This is a genomic window from Baekduia sp. Peel2402 (assembly GCF_052567285.1).
Map to the genome: position 1 here is coordinate 2,477,773 of NZ_CP199582.1, position 24,513 is coordinate 2,502,285.

General features: G+C 70.8%; 25 protein-coding genes and 3 tRNA genes. 15 read left to right on the forward strand and 13 right to left on the reverse strand.

What is annotated here, in order from left to right:
- Nucleotides 1-33: 33 nt before the first annotated feature.
- The 5 genes from ACT01A_RS12095 to ACT01A_RS12115 form a co-directional block, all read right to left on the reverse strand.
- Nucleotides 34-3,153, reverse strand: a complete 3,120-nt coding sequence (locus tag ACT01A_RS12095) for a M14 family zinc carboxypeptidase (protein ID WP_445152508.1) — start codon at nucleotides 3,151-3,153, stop codon at nucleotides 34-36.
- Complete coding sequence (locus ACT01A_RS12100) at nucleotides 3,153-5,507, reverse strand: Ig-like domain-containing protein (RefSeq protein ID WP_445152509.1); 2,355 nt, start codon at nucleotides 5,505-5,507, stop codon at nucleotides 3,153-3,155. Before ACT01A_RS12100 ends, ACT01A_RS12095 begins: the two co-directional genes overlap by 1 nt.
- A gap of 226 nt (nucleotides 5,508-5,733) precedes the next feature.
- The gene (locus ACT01A_RS12105) at nucleotides 5,734-6,399 is read right to left on the reverse strand and encodes a metallophosphoesterase family protein (protein WP_445152510.1); all 666 of its coding nucleotides are present in this window, start codon (nucleotides 6,397-6,399) and stop codon (nucleotides 5,734-5,736) included.
- A 28-nt stretch (nucleotides 6,400-6,427) separates the two neighbouring features.
- Nucleotides 6,428-7,312, reverse strand: a complete 885-nt coding sequence (locus ACT01A_RS12110; RefSeq protein ID WP_445152511.1) for an NAD(P)/FAD-dependent oxidoreductase — start codon at nucleotides 7,310-7,312, stop codon at nucleotides 6,428-6,430.
- Nucleotides 7,313-7,381: 69 nt separating this feature from the next.
- Nucleotides 7,382-8,341, reverse strand: a complete 960-nt coding sequence (locus ACT01A_RS12115; RefSeq protein ID WP_445152512.1) for a ketopantoate reductase family protein — start codon at nucleotides 8,339-8,341, stop codon at nucleotides 7,382-7,384.
- A gap of 127 nt (nucleotides 8,342-8,468) precedes the next feature.
- Here ACT01A_RS12115 and ACT01A_RS12120 point away from each other — a divergent pair, with 127 nt between their 5' ends.
- The 3 genes from ACT01A_RS12120 to ACT01A_RS12130 are packed head-to-tail and all read left to right on the forward strand — an operon-like array spanning nucleotide 8,469 to nucleotide 11,048.
- Complete coding sequence (locus tag ACT01A_RS12120) at nucleotides 8,469-8,969, forward strand: VOC family protein (protein WP_445152513.1); 501 nt, start codon at nucleotides 8,469-8,471, stop codon at nucleotides 8,967-8,969.
- Between the two features lies 1 nt (nucleotide 8,970).
- Entirely contained in the window at nucleotides 8,971-10,311 is a 1,341-nt protein-coding gene (locus ACT01A_RS12125) for a dihydrolipoyl dehydrogenase family protein (protein WP_445152514.1), read from the forward strand.
- The gene (locus ACT01A_RS12130) at nucleotides 10,308-11,048 is read left to right on the forward strand and encodes an SDR family oxidoreductase (RefSeq protein ID WP_445152515.1); all 741 of its coding nucleotides are present in this window, start codon (nucleotides 10,308-10,310) and stop codon (nucleotides 11,046-11,048) included. Before ACT01A_RS12125 ends, ACT01A_RS12130 begins: the two co-directional genes overlap by 4 nt.
- A 7-nt stretch (nucleotides 11,049-11,055) precedes the next feature.
- Here ACT01A_RS12130 and ACT01A_RS12135 read toward each other — a convergent pair whose 3' ends face one another.
- The 3 genes from ACT01A_RS12135 to ACT01A_RS12145 form a co-directional block, all read right to left on the reverse strand.
- Nucleotides 11,056-11,649 carry a nuclear transport factor 2 family protein gene (locus tag ACT01A_RS12135; RefSeq protein WP_445152516.1) on the reverse strand — a complete coding sequence of 198 codons (594 nt, stop codon included), beginning with the start codon at nucleotides 11,647-11,649 and terminating at the stop codon, nucleotides 11,056-11,058.
- Nucleotides 11,650-11,673: 24 nt separating this feature from the next.
- Nucleotides 11,674-12,504: an acyltransferase family protein gene (locus tag ACT01A_RS12140; protein ID WP_445152517.1), complete on the reverse strand. Its 831-nt coding sequence runs from the start codon at nucleotides 12,502-12,504 to the stop codon at nucleotides 11,674-11,676.
- Nucleotides 12,505-12,825: 321 nt separating this feature from the next.
- Entirely contained in the window at nucleotides 12,826-13,296 is a 471-nt protein-coding gene (locus tag ACT01A_RS12145) for a DUF6941 family protein (protein ID WP_445152518.1), read from the reverse strand.
- Between the two features lie 334 nt (nucleotides 13,297-13,630).
- Here ACT01A_RS12145 and ACT01A_RS12150 point away from each other — a divergent pair, with 334 nt between their 5' ends.
- Nucleotides 13,631-14,356, forward strand: coding sequence for a hypothetical protein (locus tag ACT01A_RS12150; RefSeq protein ID WP_445152519.1), 726 nt, complete (start codon nucleotides 13,631-13,633; stop codon nucleotides 14,354-14,356).
- Between the two features lie 45 nt (nucleotides 14,357-14,401).
- Here the strand turns inward: ACT01A_RS12150 and ACT01A_RS12155 are convergent.
- Nucleotides 14,402-14,475, reverse strand: a tRNA-Arg gene (locus ACT01A_RS12155).
- A 62-nt stretch (nucleotides 14,476-14,537) separates the two neighbouring features.
- Nucleotides 14,538-14,627, reverse strand: a tRNA-Ser gene (locus tag ACT01A_RS12160).
- Between the two features lie 80 nt (nucleotides 14,628-14,707).
- Here ACT01A_RS12160 and msrA point away from each other — a divergent pair.
- The 8 genes from msrA (at nucleotide 14,708) to ACT01A_RS12200 (ending at nucleotide 19,728) form a co-directional block, all read left to right on the forward strand.
- Nucleotides 14,708-15,373 (forward strand): peptide-methionine (S)-S-oxide reductase MsrA, encoded by a 666-nt coding sequence (gene msrA / locus ACT01A_RS12165; RefSeq protein ID WP_445152520.1) that lies wholly within the window; start codon nucleotides 14,708-14,710, stop codon nucleotides 15,371-15,373.
- A 40-nt stretch (nucleotides 15,374-15,413) separates the two neighbouring features.
- On the forward strand, nucleotides 15,414-15,779 hold the full coding sequence (locus ACT01A_RS12170) for a group I intron-associated PD-(D/E)XK endonuclease (protein WP_445152521.1): 366 nt from the start codon (nucleotides 15,414-15,416) through the stop codon (nucleotides 15,777-15,779).
- Nucleotides 15,756-15,842 (forward strand) — tRNA-Ser (locus ACT01A_RS12175). Before ACT01A_RS12170 ends, ACT01A_RS12175 begins: the two co-directional genes overlap by 24 nt.
- A gap of 51 nt (nucleotides 15,843-15,893) precedes the next feature.
- The gene (locus tag ACT01A_RS12180; protein ID WP_445152522.1) at nucleotides 15,894-16,265 is read left to right on the forward strand and encodes a VOC family protein; all 372 of its coding nucleotides are present in this window, start codon (nucleotides 15,894-15,896) and stop codon (nucleotides 16,263-16,265) included.
- A 44-nt stretch (nucleotides 16,266-16,309) separates the two neighbouring features.
- On the forward strand, nucleotides 16,310-16,840 hold the full coding sequence (locus tag ACT01A_RS12185; RefSeq protein ID WP_445152523.1) for an RNA polymerase sigma factor: 531 nt from the start codon (nucleotides 16,310-16,312) through the stop codon (nucleotides 16,838-16,840).
- On the forward strand, nucleotides 16,837-17,733 hold the full coding sequence (locus ACT01A_RS12190; RefSeq protein ID WP_445152524.1) for a hypothetical protein: 897 nt from the start codon (nucleotides 16,837-16,839) through the stop codon (nucleotides 17,731-17,733). The genes ACT01A_RS12185 and ACT01A_RS12190 overlap by 4 nt, the downstream gene beginning before the upstream one ends.
- Nucleotides 17,734-17,843: 110 nt before the next feature.
- Nucleotides 17,844-19,241 carry a discoidin domain-containing protein gene (locus ACT01A_RS12195; RefSeq protein WP_445152525.1) on the forward strand — a complete coding sequence of 466 codons (1,398 nt, stop codon included), beginning with the start codon at nucleotides 17,844-17,846 and terminating at the stop codon, nucleotides 19,239-19,241.
- 112 nt (nucleotides 19,242-19,353) lie between these two features.
- Nucleotides 19,354-19,728 (forward strand): STAS domain-containing protein, encoded by a 375-nt coding sequence (locus ACT01A_RS12200; protein ID WP_445152526.1) that lies wholly within the window; start codon nucleotides 19,354-19,356, stop codon nucleotides 19,726-19,728.
- On the opposite strand, the gene serS is transcribed toward ACT01A_RS12200, so the two are convergent.
- Both serS and ACT01A_RS12210 read right to left on the reverse strand, forming a co-directional pair.
- Nucleotides 19,725-20,981 carry a serine--tRNA ligase gene (serS, locus tag ACT01A_RS12205; RefSeq protein ID WP_445152527.1) on the reverse strand — a complete coding sequence of 419 codons (1,257 nt, stop codon included), beginning with the start codon at nucleotides 20,979-20,981 and terminating at the stop codon, nucleotides 19,725-19,727. The two genes, ACT01A_RS12200 and serS, sit on opposite strands and share 4 nt — an antisense overlap.
- A gap of 33 nt (nucleotides 20,982-21,014) precedes the next feature.
- Entirely contained in the window at nucleotides 21,015-21,428 is a 414-nt protein-coding gene (locus ACT01A_RS12210) for a c-type cytochrome (protein WP_445152528.1), read from the reverse strand.
- A 28-nt stretch (nucleotides 21,429-21,456) separates the two neighbouring features.
- On the opposite strand from ACT01A_RS12210, the gene ACT01A_RS12215 reads away from it, so the two are divergent.
- From ACT01A_RS12215 to ACT01A_RS12225, 3 genes are all read left to right on the forward strand, one after another.
- Nucleotides 21,457-21,846: a hypothetical protein gene (locus tag ACT01A_RS12215; RefSeq protein WP_445152529.1), complete on the forward strand. Its 390-nt coding sequence runs from the start codon at nucleotides 21,457-21,459 to the stop codon at nucleotides 21,844-21,846.
- Nucleotides 21,847-21,945: 99 nt separating this feature from the next.
- On the forward strand, nucleotides 21,946-22,797 hold the full coding sequence (locus tag ACT01A_RS12220; RefSeq protein ID WP_445152530.1) for a DUF559 domain-containing protein: 852 nt from the start codon (nucleotides 21,946-21,948) through the stop codon (nucleotides 22,795-22,797).
- 195 nt (nucleotides 22,798-22,992) lie between these two features.
- Nucleotides 22,993-23,499 carry a flavin reductase family protein gene (locus tag ACT01A_RS12225; RefSeq protein ID WP_445152531.1) on the forward strand — a complete coding sequence of 169 codons (507 nt, stop codon included), beginning with the start codon at nucleotides 22,993-22,995 and terminating at the stop codon, nucleotides 23,497-23,499.
- Here ACT01A_RS12225 and ACT01A_RS12230 read toward each other — a convergent pair.
- Nucleotides 23,496-24,431 (reverse strand): TolB family protein, encoded by a 936-nt coding sequence (locus ACT01A_RS12230; protein ID WP_445152532.1) that lies wholly within the window; start codon nucleotides 24,429-24,431, stop codon nucleotides 23,496-23,498. The two genes, ACT01A_RS12225 and ACT01A_RS12230, sit on opposite strands and share 4 nt — an antisense overlap.
- Nucleotides 24,432-24,513: the final 82 nt, after the last annotated feature.

Consider the following 24,513-nt stretch of genomic DNA (forward strand, 5'->3'; position numbering starts at 1 on the left):
GGGACTTGTTCTTCCGTGTTGTGGGGGTCTGCTTTAGAGCTGCGCCGAGATCGGGTCCACGTGCCGCTTGGACAGCTGGTGCATCACGCGGCCGATCCAGAGCGGGTGGTGCTCGCTCGTGAGCGGGCGGACGCCCTTGACCACGAACGTGACCGTGCTCTTGGTCACGAGGTACTTGACCTTGCCCTTGGCGGACTTGGGCAGCTTAGCTGCCTTTACCGCCTTGCTGAGCGCCTTGCGGTCCTTCGCCTTGATGGCGATGCGAACGTCCTTGTCGACGTTCTCGCTCTTGGGCAGCGGGCGCGAGGCGACCTTCGGCACCTCGGACTTGGCCAGCGGCTGCGCCACCGGCTCGGTCGCCTTGGCCACCGCGGCCTCCGACAGCGCCGGCGCCGCCCGCGTCGCGGACAGCACGGCCCCGGTCGGGTAGAGCACCGCGTTCAGCACGAGCCGCTCGTCCTGCTCCTTCCACGCCCGGTAGAACGGGTCGAAGGCGAACAGGACCGCGTGGCCCGCACCGAACGGCTGGTCCACGATCGCCGGGCGGCCTGCGAGCAGGCTCGTCGCGTTGACCGAGTAGCCGTAGGCGCGGACCGGATGCGTGCCGTCCCCGCCGAAGCGGGCGACGGGCGCGGCCGAGCCGAGCGTCGCCGGGTCGATGATCGGGTTGCCCGTGGCGTCCCGGTACAGCCAGCCACCGGTGTCGAAGCCCCACGCGACCGGGTTGGTCGTGTCGTAGGTGCCGTCGAACGTGGTGCCCGGCGTCAGGACGCCCAGCCCCGTGGTGCTGATCGTGTTGACGGTCGTCAGGCCGGCATTGCGCGCGGTGGTGATGCCGCCCGCCAGGTCGCCGACGTACGTGCCGCCGGCGTTGACGAACGCGCTGATCTCGGTCAGCGACGCGGTGTCGGTCGTGGCGATCGTGGTGGTCGGGTTGATGAACGCCGTGAACCCGCCGGTGGTCAGGGCGTGAGCCGCGAGGTCGGCGGTCGTCACGGGGACGATCATCGACGCCGGGATCTTGTCCTTCTGCGTGAGCGTGAAGTACGCCGCGCAGAACACCGTCGAGGTGCACTGGCCGACGCCGGCGTTGACGCCGGAGTTGGCCACGCCCGCGGTCACCGTCGGGGTCGTGACGTTGGCCCCGGTCCGGTTGATCGGGTTGGACGGGATCGTCGCCGAGCCCGTGAACAGGCCGATCTTCGGCGGCGCCAGGGCCTGGTGGGCCACCGGGATGTTCGGCAGGCCGTAGACCACCGTGTTGCGATCGTGCGCCAGCGTCGACAGGTTGACGTTGCTGGCTGCCAGCGACGCCCCGTCCACCAGGATCGCGCCCGACACGAAGTCGTGGCCCGCCGAGCTGAACGGCGCCGTGCCGCGGTACACGGTCACGCCCGCGTTGAGCAGCTCGGTGGCCATCGCCAGCGACTGCATCGAGTCACCGTCGAACGCGTACACCGGGCTGGTGGTCGTCGGGGCCGAGCCGAGGTCGACCGTGGTCACGGGGACCATGGACGCCGTCGTCGTGGCCGGCGGCTGCACCGTCAGCCAACCGTCGCCCGCGAGACCGCGCTGGGTCGAGTACGACCAGTCGACCACGTCGTAGTAGTAGTCGTACGGGATGTACGGGTCCTCTTCGAGGACCGCCTGGATCCAGTGCTTCATCGGCTGCGCGAGCGGGATGTAGAGCGTGCCCGCGGGCAGCGTCTGCGTCGTCGCCTGCTTGCCGAACTCCCGGACGCCGCCCGGGATGGTCGTGTCCTGGGTGAACTTGTAGACCTTGACGCCGACCGCCATCAGGTTGGTCAGCAGGCTCGCCACGTCACCGGAGTGCGCCCCGGGCTTGTAGAAGTAGCCGCAGACCGCGCCGCCCTGTGCGGGCGTCGGGACCTGCTGCTTGAGCGTGTCGTGCAGCGGGCTGACCAGCTTGTTGCCCTGCATCTCGCAGGCCGAGCCCTGGTCCACCGCCTCCTGCCACTGCTTGACCCATCCCTGGAGGATGCTCACCTTGTTCTGGGCGGTGAGGTTGATCGTGGTGTCGATCGCCAGGTAGTGGTCGTAGACCTGCTTGGAGTAGGCCTCCGACGTGCCCTTCTCATACGTCATGCCGGCCGCGCCCATCAACAACGACGGCACCGTGTCGCCGTACTCCGGCGTGAACAGGTCGTAGTTGTTGTAGTTCTGGTACTGACTGCTCTGGTCGTTGAACGTCTTCTGGAGCGTCGGGCCGATCTGGTTCTGGATGAAGTCCAGCGAGAACTGCGAGATCTCGTGGTGGACCGGATCCTCGTTCGGCGGGAAGAAGTACCCGTTGGACTGCTGGTGGGCGTCGATGAAGAAGACGCCCGGGTACTTGTTCATCTCCGGGATGAAGATGTCGTTCTCCTGCTGGTTGTGCGTCCCGAAGTCACGGTTCGGGTCAAACGCCCAGGAGGTCGTGCGGACGTTGTTGTCGCGCCCGTCCGGGTTGCGGACCGGCATGAGGAACACGTCCATGTTCTGCAGCCGCGAGAGGTTCTCGCAGTCCAGGCGCGCCGCCAGCTCGTAGAGCTCGCGGGCGATCGCCTCGCCCGCCGCCGGCTCGTTGCCGTGCGGGGTCGCGGTCGCCCAGCCGAAGGCGGGACGGTCGCGAACGCCGGCGAGGCCCTCGGTCTCCGAGACGGAGCCGGAGCGGACGCCGGCCCAGAACGCCGCGTCGCTGTCGAGGTTGTCGATGTGCTGCTTGGTGCCGATGACCCAGAACGCCAGGTCGCGGCCCGGGACCGTCGAGTTGGGTCCGCCGAGGGTGACCGAGCCCAGCTCGGACGTGCCGAGCGTGATCTTGCGGATCGCGACGCGATCCTTCGTGGCCGCCGAAGCGTTCACGGCGGCGGTGACGCCGTCGAAGTAGTCGTCGAGCGTCTTGGTCAGGTTGCGGCCGACCTGGAGCGTCCCCTTCGACGCGAACGGCACGATCGCGTCCGGGTCATGCCCGTCCGAGAACCACTGGTCCCAGGTCGGGACGTTCTTGTCGTAGTTGAGCGTCGACGTGCAGGTGGTGGCGTCGACGCCGGCGGGATCGACGATCGCCGCCGACGCGCCTGCGGGGAGGACCGCCGCGGCCGCAAGGGCCGCAGCGGTGGTGATCAGGGCTCGTGCCCTGCGGGGGAACATCAGGAGGACCTCCGGGTCGTGCTGACGGCGGTGAGCACCGAGGTGCCCGTGAACCGGATCGAGTAGGTGAAGGCGTTGGAGCCGGCCTTCACCCGCTTGGCGGTGACGCTCTTGGTGAACGTGCAGTCGGACTTCAGGTCCACCTCGCTGTTGGACACCGAGTGCCCGGCGCGCTTGACCACGATCGTGGCCGAGCCGCCGGTGCAGCCCTGCTTGGCGGTGACGCCGGAGGGCAGCAGGACGCGCGCCGAGATCGTCTTGCGGACGTTGGTGCCCGCGACGTTCTTGCCCGCGATCTTCACCGACAGGCCGCGCGGCGCGAACCGGGAGACGGCGATCGCCTGCGACGCCTCGGCCGAGCGGCCCAGGGCGTCGGTCACGACCGCGCGAAGCGCCTGCGTGCCGACGTCAGCGCCGGTCGGGACCAGCGAGCACGTCCAAGGCGCTGCGTTCAGGGAGCAGACCTTGCGCGTGCCGAGGTAGACGTCGACCTTGGCGATGCCGGCCTCGGCGGCCGGGGACAGCTCGAGCACCGCGCCCGAGGCCGTCAGCTTGGTCAGCGACTTCGCCCCGATCACCGGCGCCGCCGGGGTCGGCGTCGTCGGGGGCGTGGGCGTGTCGCCGCCGCCACCGGGGTTGGTGGGCACGACGTCGCAGCCGGTCACCGTGACCGTGCCGTTGGCGATCACCGTCTGGCCGAGGGAGTCCTCGGCGACCGCGCTGACCGCGCGGGTGCCGCAGGCGGCGTCGGCCGCGATGGCCTCGGTCGCCGTGTAGGACGGCCCGGCGCTGGTGCCGAGCTTCGTGGCACCGTCGTAGAACGTCACCGACTTGACGCCGAAGTCGTCCGACGCGCCGGCCGCGAGGGTCAACGCGGAGCCGCGGGCGACGGTGGTGTCACCGCCGAGCGTGACCGTCGGGGCCGCGTCATCGATCGGCAGCGGTGCCGACAGCACCGGCCACTCGCCGTTGGCCATGTCGGCCTGCTGGCCGGACCGGTAGGGCGAGAAGTCGACCGAGGCGGTCGTCGGCAGGCCCGTGACCGGATCGGTCACCGACGTGCCGGTGACCGCGGTCTCCGGGACCGGCGGGTTGTCGGTCGGCGAGATCGCCGGGCCGGGGTTGGTCGTGCGGTAGTAGTTCAGGCCCCAGAAGACGTTCTCGGCCTTGAACACGTCGCCGATGCCGTTGGTCGCCGCCAGATTGCCTGAACGGACCGTGCTGCCGTCCGCCGCGACGTTGATGACGCCGTAGGCGTTGTCGGTGATGTTGCTGTTGGCCGCGTAGCTCAGCAGGACCTGCCCGCCGAAGCTGCTGTACGAGGTCAGCCCCGCGCCCACCAGGCGGATGCCCGACGCGAGGTTCAGGCTCGCGTTGTTGGTGGTGTTGGCGGTGACCGTGCCGTTGGCGGCGACCGTCGAGCGCACCGGCGCGCCGGTGCCGTTGACGAGGTTCTGCGAGATCAGCGTGTCGTTGACCTTGATGCGGGCGTTGTTGGTCGCCCGGATGCCGTCCTGGCCGAACAGCGGACCGGTCGTCAACAGGCCGACCGACGAGCAGTTGCCCGTGCCCTGGTAGTTGATGCACTCGGTGCGGCCGATGACCTGGGACGCGGTGATGACCGCGCTGTCGATCGTGCCCGACGCGACGTACGGCGCGCTGTCGTTGGTCGCGCCGTCGATGAGGATGCCGGCCTGGTTGTACTTGTCGACGCGCGTGCGGTCGATGGTCAGCAGGCGCGCGCCGTCGACGGGGGCGGCGAGCGCGTTGGAGGTCTGAGCGATGCCGATGCCGGGCTGCGCGCCACGCCAGCCACCGGTCTTGTTGTAGGCGGTGTCGCCCTCGGAGGTGACGACGTTGGTCACGTGGGAGCGGACGACCGAGCCCTTGGCGTCGAGGAAGACGATGCCCGCCTCGACCGCGATCGCGCGACCCTCGGCGTCGTAGCCGTCGACCGTGACGCCGGAGACGTCGACCGTGATCGGCCGGCTCGGCGAGCCGTTGATGGCGATGATGTCGCCGATGCCGTTGCGGATGCTCGGCGCGGCCTCGAGGATCTGACCTCCGGTCGGGGTGGTCGCCTTCGGCGAGATCGTGACGAGCCCGGCGCCGGCGCCCTTCAACGTAATGGACTTGGAGATCGTCAGCGCGTTGGTGCCGATCGCGCCGGAGCCTTCTTCGTAGTTGCCGGGGCACACGGCGACGGTGTCACCGGTCGTGGCGGCGTCGACGGCGGCCTGGATCGACGTGTACTGCGCCGTGGGGCAGTCGGTCCGGTCGTCGTCAACGGACAGCGTCGCGGCATTCGCCGACGACGCGAGCAGGAGTGAGCCGACCGCAGTGGCTAGCGCCACGGTCGCCCTTCGCGTTCGCAAGTTGTCGTCCTCCGTTCAGGGTGGCGCGAGCGATTCGCGCCGGAGCGGAGCGGAACTCTCACAGCGACCGGTTGCGGCTGCAACCGCCCTGATGGCGAAGGTGGGACGGTCGCGTTCCGCCCGAATGGCGGGGGGTTCGGGACGCTTCGTCCGGTAGGGCTAGACAGACAGCACAAACGATCCCCGCAAATTGCGGGAATGGAGATCAGCCCGTCTCGCGCGTAGACCGCTGCGCGGCCCGTGCCTCGAACAGCTCGGTGACCTCGATCGCGGGCACCGGGGCGATCAGCGACGCGTGCAGGGAATCGTCCAGATCGCCACCGTCGAGCAGGCGCTGGCCGGCGCCGATGGCGTCGTAAGCGGTGCGCCGCAGGTGCGGGACGCCGTCCTCGATCCACAGCCAGCGCGCGTCGCCGGGGTCACCCTCGTAGGGCAGGCCGACGCTGCCGGCGTTGACGAAGCGGACGGCGCCGACCGTGCGGTCGTCCTGCTGGTGGGTGTGGCCGGCGACGACCAGCGGCTGGGTCACGCCGGCCAGCGCGGCAGCCCAGCGCTCGGGCGCGGAGATGCGCGTGAGGAGCTCCTCGTCGTCGCGCGGGGTCGCGTGGCAGAAGAGGATGCCGTCCAGCTCGACGGTGGTCGGCCAGGCCAGCAGCGTGGGGTCGCCGGACTCGCGCTCGCCATTGCCGCGGACGTAATGCGTCGGCACGTCGAGCCCGGCGAGGCGTTCGAGGGCCTCCTGCGCGAAGCGACCAGGGACGACGTCGCCGCCGACCACGATCGCGTCGGGTGCCGCCGCGCGCGGGTCGGCGAGGACCGCGTCGAGCGCCTCGGCGTTTCCGTGGATGTCGTACAGCGCCAGGATCCGCATCCCGCGAAGCGTAACGCTATCGCAACCTTTAGGTTGCGGTTTGCATGCCGATGACGATCCCAGCGGCCGCACGTGACCCGGCCGCGATCGCGACGGGGACCGACGGCGCGGACTCGGCGACGTCGCCCGCGGCCCAGACGCGCGGGACGCTGGTGACGCCCCAGCCGGTGGTCGCGACCACGCCCTGCTCCGTGCGCTCCAGCCCGAGGTCGTCGAGCAGCGACGAGCGCGGGACCAGCGGCGTGTGGATCAGCAGGCCGCTGCGCGCCAGCTCCGGCGAGCCGTCAGCGAACGCGATCGCCGCGAGCTTGCCGTCCTGCGCGCGCACGCCCGCGACCGGGCGGGGATCGATCGCGATGCCGGCGGCGGCGAGCGCATCACGATCAGCGGGGTCCAGCGCCTCGGGGTCGGCGAGCAGGACGACGTCGTCGCTCCAGGCGGCCAGCACGCGCGCGAGCATCGGCGCGTGCGGATGGCCGTGGCCGAGCAGCGCCAGCGGCTGGCCCGCCACCTCCCAGCCGTGGCAGAACGGGCAGTGGAAGACCGTGTCGCCCCACAGCTCGGCGATGCCGGGCAGATCGGGCTTGTTGTAGTTCATGCCGGTGGCCAGCAGCAGCGCGCCGGCCGTGACGCCGTCGACCTCGACGCGATCCTCGTAGGCGCGCACGTCGGTCGCGACCGCGCCGCTTCGGATCTCCACGCTCGGCAGCTCGGCGAGCTGCGCCCGCCCGACCTCCAGCAGCTCCAGCGGCGACGTGTCATGCTGGCCGAGCAGGCCGCCGATCGCGTGCGCGGGGGCGTTGCTCGGCTCGCCCGCGTCGAGCAACAGCACCGTCTTGCGCGCGCGCCCGAGGACGAGCGCCGCGCTGAGCCCGGCGGCCCCGCCGCCGATGATGATCACCTCGTAGTCCATGCCACCGAGGGTGGCGCGGACCGCACCGATCGGCAACTGCGCTTGCTGTTCTGGCAAACGTGCCGGTGCTCAGCGCAGGCCGAGCTGCCGCGCCTGGAGATCGGCGAGCGCATAGACCGCCCGCAGCGTCGGCGCCTGCACCCCGGCGCGGTCGGCCAGCTCGACGACCGCGGCGCCGAGCGCGTCGAGCTCCAGCCGCTTGCCGGCCTCGAGGTCCTGGAGCGTCGACGGCTTGTGGTCGCCCAAGCGCGCGCTGATCGCCAGGCGCTCGGCGATCGAGATCTGCGGGCGGTCGGGGCCGGCGATCTCCAGCACGTCGGCCATCGTGCGCTCGACGAGCGGCGCGACGCCCGGGTCGGTCGCCATCGTCCCGATCCCCGCGCGCGTCAGGACCGACATGAGGTTGAACGCCGCGTTGCCCATCATCTTGGTCCAGACCTCGCGGCGGATCGCCTCGGTGCGGCGGACGGGGAAGCCGGCGCGCTCCAGGCCCTGGGCGACGCGCTCGAGGCGCTCGCTGAGCGCGCCGTCCGGCTCGCCCAGCACGAGGCCGGCCTCGGGCGAGATCGCCACGACGCCCGGCTCGGGAACCGCGCCGCCGAGGTAGACGACCGCGCCGAGCGCGCGCTCGGGCGGCAGCGCGGCGCTGAGCGCGCCGCCGGGGTCGACGGCCTCGATCGGCTCGGCAGGACTCCACCACCACGGGATCCCGTTCTGGGCGGCGACGAGGACGGTCTCGGGACCGAGCAGCGGGGCGACGTCCGGCGCCGCGCCAAGCAACCCATGGGCCTTGACGGTCAAGACCACCACGTCGACTTCACCAACTTGCTTCGTCTCGCCTGGTGCCACCGCTTGCACCGCCACGCGCTCCTCGGTGCCGTCCGGGTAGCGCAGGCGCGCGCCGCCCTGGGCCTGGAGCGCCGCCAGGTGCGCGCCGCGCGCGACGAGCGTCGCGTCCTGCCCGGATTGCGCGAGCGCCGCGCCGACCCACGTCCCGATCGCGCCCGCCCCGAAGATCGCCCACCGCATGCGACGGGAGCCTACGCCCGCGCCGCGCCCACGCCCTTCCCCACCGCCCGCCTTGACTTCGCGCCGTTCGGCGGCGAACGTTGGGCCGACCCACCCTCACCCCACTTCCACGACGGAGGCCAGACCCATGAGCAGCGTCGATGCGAGCAGCGACAGCGCGACCCCGAGCCCGCCCGTACAGCCAGGCGAGCTGCGGCTCGAGGTGGTGGTCCTGCCGGTCTCAGACGTCGACCGCGCGCGCGACTTCTACGTGTCGCTCGGCTGGCGGCTGGATGCGGACTTCCCAGTCGAGGACGGCTATCGCGTCGTGCAGCTCACGCCGCCCGGCTCGGGCTGCTCGATCATCTTCGGCGACGGCGTCTCGGCCGCGGAGCCCGGCTCGACGCAAGGCCTACAGCTGTCGGTCTACGACATCGAAGAGGCCCGCGCCGACCTGATCGCGGCCGGCGTCGAGGTCAGCGAGCCGTTCCACGACCGGACGGGGATCTTCCGCCACGCGGGCACCGAGGCGCGCGTGACCGGCACCGCGCCCGATCGCGCCGACTACGGCTCGTTCGCCTCGTTCAGCGACCCGGACGGCAACGGCTGGGTGCTCCAGGAGATCAAGCAGCGCCTGCCCGGCCGCTGACGTGGCCGACTACGACGTGATCGTGCTCGGCGCCGGGTCGCCGGGCGAGCACTGCGCGGGCGCGCTGGCCGAGGGCGGCCTGCGTGTCGCGGTCGTGGAGCGCGAGCTGGTCGGCGGCGAGTGCTCCTACTGGGCCTGCATCCCGTCCAAGACGTTGCTGCGTCCGGGCGAGGCGGCACACGGGGCCAACGAGGCGTCAGGGCGGGCCGAGGTCGACGTCGACGCGGCGCTCGCCTACCGCGACTTCATGGTGTCGGACCACACGGACAAGGGCGCGGCGCAGTGGCTGGTTGACAATGACATCGACTTGCTGCGCGGGACCGGGCGGTTGGCCGGACCGGGCGCGGTCGAGGTCGACGGCGAGCGCCACACGGCGCGGCACGTCGTTTTGGCTAACGGCGCCGACCCGATCGTCCCGCCGATCTCAGGCCTGCGTGAGCTGGACGGCGTGTGGACCAACCGCGAGGCGACCGCGATGGAGGCGGTGCCGCGGCGGCTGCTGATCCTCGGCGGCGGGCCGGTCGGGGTCGAGCTGGCTCAAGCGGTGCGGCGCCTGGGCGGCGAGGCGGTGGTCGTGGAGCGCGCGGCGCACCTGCTCGCCCGCGAGCCCGCGGGGTTGGGCGAGGCGCTCCGGGTCGTGCTCGAAGGTGATGGTGTCGAGGTGGTGGTCAACGCGGGCGCGGCGTCGGCGCGGCGCGCGGCCGAGTCCGGGGACTACGTGTTGGTGCTGGACGATGGACGCGAGCTGCGCGGGGACAAGTTGTTGGTGGCGACCGGCCGGCGTCCGCGGGTCGAGGGGATCGGGCTGGAGACGGTCGGGGTCTCGCCTGGACCTCACGGTGTCCCCGTCGACGACCAGCTGCGGGTGGTCGGCGCCGAGGGCCTCTGGGCCATCGGCGACGTCACGGGCCTGATCCCGCTGACGCACGTCGGCAAGTACCAGGGCGAGGTCGTCGCGGACAACATCCTCGGCGCCTCACGGGCCGCCAATTACGAGGCCGTCCCGCGCGTGACCTACACCGACCCGCAGGCCGCGGCGGTCGGCGCGACCGAGGCGCCGTTCTCGGCGACCGCGCGGATCGCCGAGGTCGCCAAGACCGCGACCTACACCACCAAGTACGCCGAGAACCCCGGCTTCCTGACGCTGTTGAGCGACGGCGAGCGGCTGACCGGCGCCTACGCCGTCGGGCCCGAGGCTGGCGAGTGGCTCCAGCAGGCGACGCTCGCGATCCGCGCCCGCGTGAGTCTCGACGTGCTCGTTGACACCATCCAGCCGTTCCCGACGTTCTCGGAGATCTACGTCGCGGCGCTGAAGGCGCTGCGGGCGGAGATCGCCTCATGAGCGCCGCCGCCGCTGGGTCCCTCGCCGGCCAGCGCGTCCTGGTCATCGGCGGGAGCGCCGGCATCGGTTTGGAGACCGCTCGCTTCGCGCGGGACGCGGGCGCGGAGGTGATCGTAACCGGCCGCCGCCCAGGACCGATCGCCGAGGCGGCCGAGTCCGTCGGCGCGGTCGGGACCGCGACCTTCGACGCTGGCGACGACGATGCGTTGGCCGCGTTCTTCATCGAGTTGGACGCGCCGGTCGACCACGTGCTGGTCACCGCCGGAGGCCCGTACTACGAGTCGCTCAAGGACATGGACTTCGTGCGGGCGCGCCGCGCGTTGGCCGAGCACCCGATGGTGATGGCCGGGGTCGCGCGCCACGGGGCGCTGGCCGGGAAGGTCACCGGCAGCATGACGTTTATGGGCGGGACCGGCGCGCGGCACCCGAGCATCGGGATCGGGATGAGCTCGGCGATGACCGCGGCGCTGCCGGCCCTGACCGCGAGCATGGCCGTCGAGGTCGCGCCGGTGCGTGTGAACCTGATCGCCGCCGGGTTCGTCGACACGCCGCTGTCGGCCTCCTTGCTTGGCGATCAGCTCGACGCACGCCGCGAGCAGCTCGCCTCCCGCCTGCCGATCGGGCGCGTGGTGGGGCCGCAAGACGTCGCGGCGTTGGCCGTGCACTTGATGGTCAACTCGGCGCTCACGGGCGCGACCTACGACATCGACGGCGGGCAGTCGCTGCTGTCGTGGTGAACAAGGCCTACAGGTCGCCGCCGCCGTAGCGGCGGACGGCGCCGTCGCTCGCGCGCACGGTCAACACCGCGTGCGGCGGCGTCCCGGCGTTGTACTCCACCGCGCAGACGCGGCCGTCGTTGACCACCGCGCACGGATGCTCCGCGATCCCCGCGACAGCGGCCAGCGCCGGGTCGGGCTGCAGGAGCGGCGGCCGCGGGGCCGCGGGGTAGTAGAGCCGCAGCTCGGTCAGCAGGCCGCGGCCGGGATGGTCGGCGACCATCGCGTACGGATGGACGGCGCCATCGCCCTCGCGGAGCAGGACCTCCTCGCAGCCGCGGTCGTCGCGGATCGTGCGGGAGACGTCCTCGATCGTGACCCGGCGATCGTGCATCCACACGACCATGTCCTCCATGTAGTCGGTGAGCGCCCGCGCGCCCCGGATCCGGCCGCGGATCGGGTCGTGCAGCTCGGGCTCGCCCGCGAACGAGCCGACAAGCGCCTCCACCTCCCCTGCGAGCAGCCCGTCGAAGTACGGCATCACGGAGATCGCCTCCAGACGGCGCCGGTCCTGCACGGCCTGTAGCGCGGGGGCGCTGAACAGCTCGGGGATCCACGGCATGCGCGCAAGCGTCCCAGCCCGGGGTCACGCGGGCAAGGGGACGCGCCCGGGCGCACGACCGCGCGCGGCGCTGTCGCCGTCGCGTCGCAGATCGATCCACCGCCGAGCCGCGTCCAGCGCCGGCCGCTCGATCACGTGCCATGTGAAGGCCGCCGCCGCGATTGCCGGAAGGCCGACGAGCGCCGAGGTGGCCACCACATCGTGTTGAGGCAGCAAGTGATGGGCCTGGAGTCCGAGCAGGATCGGGTAGTGCCATAAGTAGATCCCGTACGACAGCGTGCCGAGATAGGCGAGCGGCCGGCAGCCGAGCAGCCGCGGCGCGCTCGCCGGGGCCGCGCACGCGACGCAGATCGCCGCGAAGCCGACGCCAGCCGGCAGGTCCCGCAGCGCACCGTGCAGCGGCGCGCCGAGGCGCCCGGTCGCGTGCGCCCACACCAGCGCGACGCCCCCGGCGAGGAGCGCGCGGCCGAGCGTTTGTCCGACCTGTCGTCCTTCCACCAGCACCCGCGCGATCATCCCCACGCAGAACAGCCCGACGACATCCGGGAGCGTCTGCCGCACGACCGGCGGCGGTGGAGTGAGCGCCGCCCACACGATCCCGCCCACGACCAACACCATCAACACGAGTACCTGCCGTCCGGCACGCAGCGCGCACCACCCGATCACCGGCACGACCACGTAGAACGACAGCTCGACCGCCAGCGACCACGTCGGCGGGTTCAACATCCCGGCCATCGACGGGTCGTAGTTCTGGAGCAGCAGCGCGAACCCGAGCAACCGCCAGTCGTCGACCAGCCGCCAGTGGCCGGTGCCGTAGAGCACCGCGATCGCCGCGACGAGCGTCAGGTAGTGCACCGTTCGCGGCCGACAACGTCGTCCTCCTCCGGCGTGAGATGGAGCCCATCGTCGCGGCGCTCTAGCCTGGAGTCGCCTGAGCGTCAGCGTGCGACGTCGCAATCGTCTGCGGGAAGGGGTAGCTTTCGCGACGTCGAATGGCAGCCGCAATGACACCCAACATGATTGTGTCGAAGGTGTCGGGCATTCCATATGCCTATGCGGCGAACGGCGAGAACCTCGGGGCGTCTCCAAACGCCTTGACCAAGGCTCCCGCCGTTGCCACTTCAACCAGCGAGCGCGCTAAGCGCTCTCACCTGCGTCTAGTTCGCTAGTACCGAACTAGGCGGCGTTGGACTGGGCTTCCGGCCGCGTGCTAAACGCGAGCCGCCAGTCCTCGTGCGTGTTCCCGTCGATGCTCAGCCGCCACTCGAAGTGACTACCAGGCGGCAGCGGCATCGGGCCGCTGTTCAACGCGAACGGGATCGGCTGGTATGAGCCCGACCGCACGCCCGGCGGCCGCCCGACCTCGAACCCGCCTTCGATCTGGATGGGCTGCTCACCCTCCGGACCGAGCACGACCACCGGGTTCCCGTCCAGGTCGATCAACTCGAACTTGAACGCATGGTTCCGGTTGGTCTCGGTCCAGGGGACCTCGATCAGCCCTGCGATCGCGAACGGGGACGGCTGCGGCCCGATGAAGGACCAGCCGGCACCCAGCACGTTGAGCTTCCCTTCCGCGACCTGCGCGGAGTCGGCGAGCATCAACGTGACCTTCCAACCCCTCTCGGGGCTCCAATCGGGGGAGTCCATCGGGACTCCTCCTCTCTCTAGCCGCTCACCTTGGCGGAGCGGATTCGGGCACGACCGTACGCCCCGGGGTGGACGGCAAACCGGGTGTCGGGCGGATGGAGAGGTTGGAGGCAGGCCTCAGGAGGGCGGCAATGGCGAATAAAAGCAGCGACGTCGGACGGATCCTTGCTCCGAATTGTCGGAAAGAGCGGGGAACACTGCCCAGGAAACCATGTAGTTAGCGGCCTGAAAGCACCAGCCGAGCGCTAACGCGCCAACTGCTCGAAGGGTTCACAATTTTGCTTCCAGGAGGACATTGACCGTAGCTGTCTGGAAGGCGTTAGATCATCGCGCAGTGCTCGCCGTCAGCCTCACCTCAAGCGACTGGATCCAGGTCACAATCGCGGGCATCACGGGTATGGCGACGCTCGCGGCGCTCGCCAACCTCCTGCTTGCGCGAGCCAACGAGCGTCGGCGCAACCAGCCGGTCGTCATTGCGCACGAGGCAGGCTCCGGCCGCCGGTTCGCCCACTCCAATGATGCGGGCGTCGCCTGGGTGGTGGACGCCTACTTGACCAGTGAGGGCGGGGGCCCTGCTTTCAACGTTCGCTTTGGGGTCGAGTTCGCCGGTGTCCGGTACCCGTACCGTCTCGACGTCAACGACCCGGACAGCGGCAACCTCCAGCGCGTCCTACGCCCCGGAGACCAGCGACCCGAGAGGGGTGCGTGGTCGATTCCAATCCCGTTCCTGAGCATGCCCGGCCGCATCGGCGACGCGCGCAGCGCCGACAAGCCGGACACCGTCGATAAGCAACGGGTGTACTGGGCGAGATACGAAAACGCCGAAGGCCAGACGTGGGAGACGCGCAACCCTGGCGACCGCTCAACGCCCCTCGACATTCGACGCGTCCGCCGACCCAAACGGCATGAACGCCGTGAACGCAAGGCGTTGAACGAGGCAGCAAAGCGGGACCGGGAATGGGAGCGCGCGGTCCTTGCCGAATTAGAGGCCGAGCGCCAGAAGGCGGTCGCCGCCGAGCGGGCCCAAGGGCGAAGCAAGGGCGCTCCCGAGGACGGCTGAGATCCTGAAACGACGAAAGCCCCGCAAATGCGAGGCTTTCGAAAGCGCGCCCGATAGGATTCGAACCTATGACCTTCGGTTCCGTAGACCGACGCTCTATCCAGCTGAGCTACGGGCGCAGTGGTCATCCAGTCTAGCCCGGCCTCGCGCTGGGTGCGCTGAGGTCGGGATGGAGCTGGAACGGAGAGGGAGGGATTCGAACCCTCGATGGGGCTCTAAACCCCATACTCCCTTAGCAGGGGAGCGCCTTCAGCCACTCGGCCACCTCTCCAAGGGGGTCGCGGGATTGTACGGGTTCCGGCCCCGACCGCCGCGTAACGTTCTGACGCCTGGCAGATACGAGGACATCAGATGCTCTTCTCTTCCCGCAGAAAGCTGACCCTGCCGAGCGCGGAGGACGCGCTTGTGGGTCGCGCCAACGCCATTCCCGTGACCAGCGACCACACGGTCCTGGGCACGCCCCTGACCGGCCCGTTCCCTGAGGGCATCGAGGTCGCCTACTTCGGCCTCGGCTGCTTCTGGGGCGCCGAGCGCGCCTTCTGGTCGCTGCCCGGCGTCTACACGACCGCCGTCGGCTACCAGGGCGGCCACACCAAGAACCCCACCTACGAGGAGGTCTGTAGCGGGCGCACCGGCCACACCGAGGCCGTCCTCGTCGCCTATGACCCGAAGGTCGTGAGCTACGACGAGCTCCTGAAGCGCTTCTGGGAGGTCCACGACCCGACCCAGTACATGGCCCAGGGCAACGACGTCGGCACCCAGTACCGCTCCGCGATCTATACCGTCGACGACGCTCAGGCCACCGCCGCCGACCTCTCCAGCCGCCGCTACGGCGACGCCCTCGCCCGCGCCGGCAAGGGCGAGATCACCACCGAGATCGCACCCGCCGGCCCCTTCTACTACGCCGAGGACTACCACCAGCAGTACCTCTCCCCGGCCAAGAACCCCAACGGCTACTGCTCCATGTCCGGCACGGGCGTCTCCTGCCCGATCGGCACCGGCGTCACCTCCGCGTAGCCCCTCCATCCGACCACGCCGGCGACTACGGTCGCCGGCGATGCGGATCACGCAGCGCAAAGGCGACATCGCCACGACTCAGGCGATCGCCACCTTCACCGCGATGGGCTACGACGTCTCGATCCCCATCACCGAGTCCGCCGCATACGACCTGATCGTCGACGACGGCACCGCCCTGCACCGCGTCCAGTGCAAGTTCTCGGCCTCTCGCGAGGTCGACCTCCGCCGCATTCATTCCAACGCCCAGGGCTACGTGGTGAAGCCGATCGCCGCACAGTCGTACGATTGGCTCTACGTGATGCGGCCCGATGGGTCGGAGTTCCTCCTACGTGAATGCCACGCAGGCCGGAGATCCGTTACCCCTCAGGACCAGCATCGCCTTGGAGCGGTGGCAGAGTCCGGTTGATTGCAGCTGCCTTGAAAGCAGCCGGCCCGTCAGGGTCCGGGGGTTCGAATCCCTCCCGCTCCGTGCAGGGCGCGACTCGCGATGAGTCTCGCCACGCCGTACGGTCTCCCCACCATGGAGATCTCCGCCGTCGACTTCGTCACCATCCCCACCGCCGACTACGAGCGCGCCGCGGCGTTCTATGGCGAGACGTTGGGGTTGCCTTTTGTGAAGCGATGGGGTGATCGGCCGGCCGGGGAGTTTCAGGCTGGGCAGCTAACGCTGGCGATCATGCAGAGCGATGGGTTCGGGATGGAGTTCCGGCGGAGCTCTGGGGCGATCGCGTTCCAGGTCGCGGATGTCCCGAAGGCGAAGGCGGAGCTGGAGGGCAAGGGCATTGCCTTCCAGACCGACATCATTGACTCGGGGGTCTGCCACCAGGCGTACTTCGCCGATCCGGATGGCAACCCGTTGGCGCTGCATCACCGGTACGCGCCCGCCGAGTAGACGTCGGCGTCACGTTCCAGAGGCTCCGCGCAACTGTGGAACCGATGGACGTCGCCGCCCTCTACGAGCGCCACCGCAAGGAGCTGCTGCTGTTCTTCGTGCGCCGCACCGCAGACACGGAGCTGGCGCTGGACCTGTGGGCGGAGACGTTCGCGCAGGCGGTCGTCAGCGCGAAGCGGTTTCGCGGCGACAGCGAGGCCGAACGCGCAGGCTGGTTGTACGCCATCGCCCGCCGGCAGCTCGCGCTGTACTACCGCCGCGGCACGGCGGAGCGCAAGGCGATGGACAAGCTCGGCATCGAGCGGCCGCCCGCCGACGACCTGGTCGAGGCGGAACTTGTACATCAAGCCGGGCTGAGCGACCTCAGGCGCGAGCTCGCCGGCGCGCTGGACACGCTGTCGGAAGACACGCGCCAAGCCCTGGAGCTACGCGTTGTCCATGAACTTCCGTTCGCAGACGTCGCCAGCCGTCTCGCGATCACCGAGCCGACCGCCCGCGCCCGCGTCTCCCGCGGCCTGCGCGCGCTCGGCGACCTGCTGGATCACGACGCCATCACGGAGGCGACGCGCTCATGAAGCACCACGACGACGACACGCACCTCGACCGCTACCTCGACGCCTTCGGCGCCCGCCTCGAAGCCGCCGCGGCCCCCGTCACCACGGCCACCAAGCGACGGTTCCCCCGCATCGCGCTGCTGGCCACCACCGCCACCGCCACCGCGCTCGCGATCACCCTCGTCGCGCTCCTCCTCCCCGGCGGCAGCACCACCCACCGCCTCGACGTCGTCGCCGAGGCCCGCGCCGCCCTCGCCCCGCACCCCGACGAGCTGACCCATCTCGTCGTCCGCCAGCGCATCACCGGCGACGCCAGCCTCGCGGGGATCCAGACGGAGTTCGCCAGCGAGCAGTGGTCGGCCACCAAGCCCGTCCGCTGGCGCACCACCTACAACATGCCATCCAACAGCACCATCCACCCGGGCCGACGGATCGAGGTCGCCTACGCGCGCGGTGTCGAGCAGGAGTATTACCCCGGGATCAACCACGTCCGGCGCTCGCGAGGCATCAAGGATCACCCCGCCCCTGCCGCCTACCCGCTTGGCACCGACCCGATCGCCACGATGCGAGCGATGCTCGCGGCAGGCACGCTGCACGACTCCGGCACCGCCAAGGTCGGCGACCGCGAGGTCCGCCGCCTCGTCGGCACCCGCACCCGCAGCTTCTCCGGCGCCAAGGAGCGCAAGCCGACGAAGGTCGTCAACGACGTCCAGTACTACGTCGACCCCGACACCTTCGCGCCAATCCGCGCCCGGATCGGGATGCCCTATCCCAAGGGTGCCGCCCCCTTGTACGTCGTCCTGGACTTCGACGCCTTCGAGCGCATCCCGCTGAACGCCGAGAGCGAGAAGCTCCTGGAAGTCCAGCCCAAGCCCGGCGTCTCGATCACCGAGCTCGGCGCCAAGCGCCGCTGACCTACCCGAGGGAACAGGGCCGTCTCCTCACCCTGGCGTCGGCCCCGAACGATCGGGTACGCTGCCGCGCCTGGCGCCAGGAGGGCGCCGGGGTCCCAGGGGAGAAGCCGATGTCGTCAAGCCGCAGAACCGTCCCGGCGCTGCTCGCGGCCACCGCGCTGCTGGCGTGCGCAGGCGCGGGCGCGACCGCAAGCGCCGCCTCGCTCATCGGCGGCGGCCTCACCGGCTACGTCACCGACGCTGACACCGGCCTCGGCCTCGGCGGCGCCGCGCTCACCTGGAACGGAACGACCGCCCCCGCCCCCAGCCTGACCTCCGACGCCGCCGGCCGTTTCCTCTTCACCGGCCTGGACGCGGGCTCGACCGGCGCCCTCGCCGTCGCCGGGCCCGCGGGCTATGAGCGCACGACGATCGACGGCATCACGCTGCCCGCCAACGACCTCGGCACCCAGAACGTCGCGATCCACCGCGACTGGTCGGCCGGCGCGCCGACGACCGCGGCCCCGGACGCGACGGCCGCCCCCGGCTGCGCGCCCGCCCAAGCCACCGACGACGACCGCGCCACCGGCTGGTCGACCACCCAGCCCGCCGCGCTCACCGTCGCGCTCCCGGTCCCCGTCGACACGACCACGGTCGTCCTCACCCCGGGCGGCGCGTGCGGCCACGGCGACGGCGCCGCGCTGAAGGACTACAAGATCGAGACGTCGCCGGACGGGGTGACGTGGAGCGACGCCGCGAGCGGCTCGCTGAGCGGGGCGAACGACGCGCCGGTCTCGGTGACGGCGAACGGCGTTCGATACGTACGCGTAGCGGCGTTGAGCGCGCAGGACGGCGGAAGCACGATCGACCTCCGCGAGCTCCAGGTCTTCGGCGGCGGCCCCAACGTCGCCCCCACCGGAACCATCTCCACCGACTCGCCCAAGAACTACATCAAGACGGTCGTCCGCTTCCGCGCCGCGTTCAAGGACCCCGACTCCACCATCTTGCGCTACCTGTGGGACTTCGACGGCGACGGCCGCTTCGACCAGGCCACCACGACCCCGCAGGTCGCCCACGTCTGGGCCGCCGCCGGCACCTACCACCTGACCGTCGGCGCCCGCGACTTCCGCGGCGCGCTGGGTACGACCACGTTCGACCTGCGCGTCATCGACCCGTCGATCCCGGTCGAGCCGATCATCCAGCGCAAGCCGCTGATCACCTTCGACCCGGTCGACGGCATCGACCTCCCGGTCCGCATCGCGTGCTCCTCGGTCTGCACGTTCACCGCCAAGTTGGTGCTGTCCAAGCAGACCGCCAAGGCCATCAAGTCCAAGCGCCGCACGATCCTCACCATGAAGAAGAAGACCGAAGGCCCCGGTCTCGGCTCGTGGACGATCGAGCTGCCGAGCAAGACCATCAAGCTGCTCAAGAAGGCCCACAAGAAGTCGGTCAAGGTCCGCCTCACCGCGACCGCGACCGACCGGCAGAAGCGCAAGACGACCGCTGCCCGCTGGATCACCTTCCGCTAAGCGTCGCTGATCGCGCCCTGACGATCCGGCAAGGTCGGGTTGACGCCTACGCCCGAAAGGGAGATGGTAGTGCGGTCCGACCGGTTCTTCCTGACCGCCGGAGGTCCCCACGATGTCGTTCGCCGAACCCAGGTTCCGCACCGCCGAGCGAGATGTCGACGACCGCACGACGATCGTCGCGGTCCACGGCGAGATCCACGTGTCCACCGCGCCGGAGTTCAGCGGGGTGCTCGCCACGACGATCGAGAGCGGGCGCGTGCAGCTCGTCCTCGACCTGACGGGCGTCACGTTCATCGACTCGACCGGCCTGAGCGTCCTGCTCAACGCACTGCGCCAGGTCACCCACGCGGGTGGGCGCATGGCGGTGGTCTGCTCCAACCCGACCGTGCTGCGCCTGTTCGAGATCACGCATCTCGACACCACCTTCGACCTCCACGCCGACGCCGACGCGGCGCTGGCGGCGGTCCAGGCGGACGCCGAGGGCTAGGACGCCGCCGGCGGCAGCACGTCCGGCGCGCCGTAGCTTCGCAGCACCTCGGGCATCACGACCGAACCGTCCTCCTGCTGGCCGTTCTCCAGCAGCGCGATCAGCGTGCGCCCGACGGCGACCGCGGTGCCGTTGAGCGTGTGCAGCGTCTCGGGCTTCTTGGCGCCCTCCGGCCGGTAGCGAATCTCCAGCCGCCGCGCTTGGAAGTCCGTGGTGTTGGAGGTCGACGTCAGCTCGCGGTACTTCTGCTGGCTCGGCAGCCAGCCCTCGCAGTCGTACTTCTTGGCGGCGCTCGCGCCAAGGTCGTCGACCGCGATGTTCACCACGCGGTAGGGGATGTTCAGCGCCTGGAGGATCGACTCCTCGACCGAGAGCAGCCGCTCGTGCTCGTCGACCGAGCGATCCGGCTCCACGAACGAGAACATCTCGACCTTGTCGAATTGGTGCACGCGGAAGATCCCGCGCGTGTCCTTGCCCGCAGCGCCCGCCTCGCGCCGGAAGCAGGGCGAGAACCCGGCGTAGCGCAGCGGCAGGTCGCCGACGATCTCCCCGGCGTGCAGCGACGCCAACGCGACCTCGCTCGTCCCGACCAGGTAGAGGTCGTCGGCGGGCAGGTGGTAGATCTGCTGCTCGGTGTCGGGCAGGAAGCCGGTGCCGTAGAGCGCGTCCTCACGGACCAGGACCGGCGGGATGACCGGCTCGAACCCGTGGTTGCTGAGGTGGTCCATGACCCACGAGACCAGCGACAGCTCCAGCCGCGCGAGCGCGCCGCGCAGGTAGGCGAAGCGCGAGCCCGACAGCCGCGCGCCGCGCTCCATGTCGATCCGCTCGCCGGCCAGCTCGAGGTGGTCGCGCACCGGCCAGGTCGGCACCCAGGGGTCACCGACGACCTTGATCTCGGTGTCCTGCGGCGCCGCCGACGGGTCCGGCAGGTTCGGCAGCCGCCTCAGCACCTCGTCGAACTCGGCGCTGACCGTCGCCAGCTCCTCTTCCAGCGCCTTCGCGCGGCCGGCGACGTCGCGCATCCGGGCGACGGCCTCCTCGAAGCCCTCGCCGGACTGCTTCGCGGCGGCGATCGCCTGGTTGGCCGCGTTCTGCTCGGCGCGCAGGGACTCGAGCTCGGGCAGGATCTCGCGCCGGCGTCCGTCTGTGGACAGCACGGCGTCGACCGCAGCCGGGTCGACGTCGCCGCGGCGCGCCAGGGCGGCGCGCACGGCGTCGGGATCGCGACGGATGAGCCTGATGTCGAGCACGGCGCCGGAGCCTACCCGGCGACGCGCGTCAGCTCAGTTGCGCGCGTTCTTGGACTTGCCGTGGCCCGCATACTTGGCGAGGAAGTCGGCCACCTGCTCGGCCTCCTCACCAACGACGATGTCCTGCGGCATGATCGCGCCGGAGAAGCCGCCGTTGCGGATCGCGTAGAGGATGGACTCCTTGTCCTCCTTGCGCACGTTGAAGTTCGGACCATCCACGCGCTCGCGGTTGGTGACCTTCAAGGCGCCGCCCTCGGCGCCGACGATGCCCATGCTGTGGCACCCCGAGCACCGCTCAACGAAGAGCTTGGCGCCCGCCTGGTACTCGGGCGCGACCGTGGTGATCGTCGCGCCGGGCTGCTTCTGGTCGCCCTTCTCCTGACCGCAGCCGATGGCGCCGGCGGCGATCGAGAGGGCAGCGATGGCGATGACAGGACGGCGAGGCATGCGGCCGGGCATCATACGGGACCCTTTCATGCGCAGGCTTGCCGCCCTCTCCCTCCTGGGCGCGTTGACCCTCGCGGGGTGCGGCGGCGGACCGTCGTACACCCACGTGACGGACGGCGTGCTGAAGGTCGACCTCGACGAGTACACGCTCCACCCGGAGAACATCGAGGTGCCCGCGGGCACCCTCCACCTGGTCGCCCACAACAGCGGCCGCCTCACCCACAACCTGGCCATCGAGTCCCTCGACCGTGAGACCGGCGAGGAGGCGACCATCTACGGCCGCACCGACACCCTCCAGCCGGGCCAGACCGGCCGCGAGCGCGAGCCGATCACGCTCAAGCCCGGCAAATACCGCCTGGTCTGCACGATCGGCAACCACGACGACCTCGGCCAGTACGGCGAGCTGAAGGTGAAGTAGGGGCGAATTCGCGACGCTTCGCACCTAACCCGCGATATGCGCGGGTTAGATGCGAAGCAACGAGAGATTCACGAGTTAGCGGCGCGCCAGCACGGCGTGGTGGCACGGCGGCAGCTGCTCGGCCTAGGGCTCGGCGAGGATGCGATCGACCACCGGCTGGTGTCCGGACGACTGCGACGGCTGGAACGCGGCGTCTACGCGCTCGGGCACGCCGAGTTGCGGCGCGAGGGCCGGGCGCTGGCCGTCGTCCTGGCGGCCAGCGACGGCGCCGTGCTCAGTCACCGAAGCGCGGCCGGCCTCTGGGGCTTCCGGCCGTGGAGCGGCGCCTTCTCCGAGATGACGGCTCCCGGTCGCGGTGGCGTCAGCAAGCGCCGCGGCCGGATCGTCCACCGCTCGCGCGACCTGCTCACCGAGGAGCGGACAATCGAGCGTGGCGTGCCGGTCACCTCCGTGGCACGGACGCTGCTCGACCTCGCGGCCGTCGTCCCGCCCCATCACCTCCGGCGCGCCGTCGAGCGCAGCGTCCAGGCCGAGCTGTTCGACCTGCGCCAGGTCAGGGCCGTCCTCGACGCCCACCCGGGACGCCCAGGCTGCCGCCCGCTCTCCACGCTCCTCGCCGACTTCCGCGAGCACGGGGAGACGGTCACGCGCAGCGCCCTCGAGGCCGGCCTCCTCCAGCTCTGCCTCGACGCTGGCCTGCCGCGCCCACAGGTCAACCGCTTCGACGGCGTGCGCGAGAGCGACTTCCGCTGGCCGGACCAGCGCCTGATCGTCGAAGTCGACAGCTGGACCTTCCACGGCCGCACCCGCCGATCTTTCGACGCCGACCGCGCCCGCGACCGGCAACTGCTCCGCGAAGGCTGGCGGGTCGCCCGCTTCACCGACCGCCAGATCCTCGCCGACGCCGCCGGCGTCGTCGACGAGCTTCAGGCGCTCCTGGCTCATCGGTGAGTCGCGTGGAACCCGCGCATATCGCGGGTTCCACGCGATCGACCGAGGGCCGGGAGGGATCGTGACGTCCGTCGCGAACTTAGGACGCGACGCGGGCGCCGGCCTCGAATGTCGATCGCTTTCTTTATGACGTTCACGCGATCGCTCTCGATACGGCGGCAACCTGGTCGGCGCTCGCGTCTACTCTGCTGAGGCATGGAGGCTTCGTCGCCCGCAATCGACCCGGCGCGCTACCGCGAGGTGATCGGGAGCTTCGCGACCGGTGTGGCGATCGTCACGGCCCAGGGCAGCGATGGCCCGGCCGGGCTGACCACGAACGCCATCACCAGCCTCAGCCTCGATCCGCTGCTGCTGCTGGTCTGCTTCGACAATGGCTCGCGCACGCTGCCGATCGTCCGCGACGCCGGCCGCTTCGCGGTCAACGTCCTGCGCGCCGGCCAGGAGGACCTCGCGAAGGTCTTCGCGTCAAAGCAAGCGCAACCTCAAAAGTTCGAGGCCGCCACCCACACGGTCGCCCACGGCGTCCCGGTGCTGGACGACGCGCTGGCGTGGATCGCCTGCGACCTGGACGCCATGCACCCCGCGGGCGACCACACGATCGGCGTCGGCCGCGTCACGCACCTCAGCGCCGACGACGGGCCGGCGCACGACCCGCTGCTGTTCTTCCGCGGCGGCTTCGCGCGGATGGCCCCCGGCGCTTAGCCCGCGCGCCACTGCGCAGCGAGGACCGACCCTTCCACCGCCAGCGCATACGGCATCGCGCCCGGCTCCAGGCGCTGCACCTGCAGCCGCCCGTCGTAGACCACCAACGCGCGGCCGCCGTCGGGCGAGAGGTCCTGAATCTCCATGCCCGGCAGCGCGGAGCCGACCGTGCAGCCATCACGCCGCAGGTCGTAGACGCACGACCCGTTGAGCGCGAAGCGCCGGCCATCGGGCGAGACCGAGCGCGGCGCGCCCTCGTCGACGCCGAGAATCCGCGGCTGCCCCGGCCCAGAGACGAGCGCCAGGGTCATGTCGTCGGAGGTGTCCTGCGAGCTCCAGCTCTCTGCGCCCACCATCAGCGCGACCCCGTCGCGCGTCCACGCCGGGAAACGCGCCAGCGGATGGTCGCGCCCGGCCGTGCGCATCACGCGCGGTCCGCCGCCCGCCGTGCGCGGCAGCAGGACGATCTGCGACGGGCGCGTCTGCGTCACGCCGGTCCGCACGAACGCCAGCCGCTTGCCGTCAGGCCTCCACGCCACGCCCTCCGGCTGGCGGGACTTCCCCATCGCCCACGCCTTCCGCGTGCGCCCGGCCCGGTCCACGATCAGCAGCTGCGCGCCCACACCCGGCGTCACGCGGGCGATCGCCAGCTCGCGCCCGTCAGGCGACCACGCGACGCCGCCGTCGCCGCCAACGTCCATGTGCGTCCCCTCCGGCAGCCGCACCGGCGCCCGGCCGAAGACCAGCAGCCACGACGTCCGCGCCGCGCCAGAGTCGGTGTAGACGACCGCGTCTCCTCGCCCCGCAAGCTCGAACCCGGTGACCTGCGACGCGACCACGACCCGCCCGCTCACCCCGTCGTCGGCCACGACCGACAGCGATCCGCCCGGCTTGTCGAGCCACGCGATCCGGGCGTCGGCTTGCACAGCCAAGCTGAAGAGCGTCAGAAAGGTGACGGTGAGCGACCCTGCCAAGGCGCGCAGACGGTGAGACATGGCACCGCTAACGGACGAG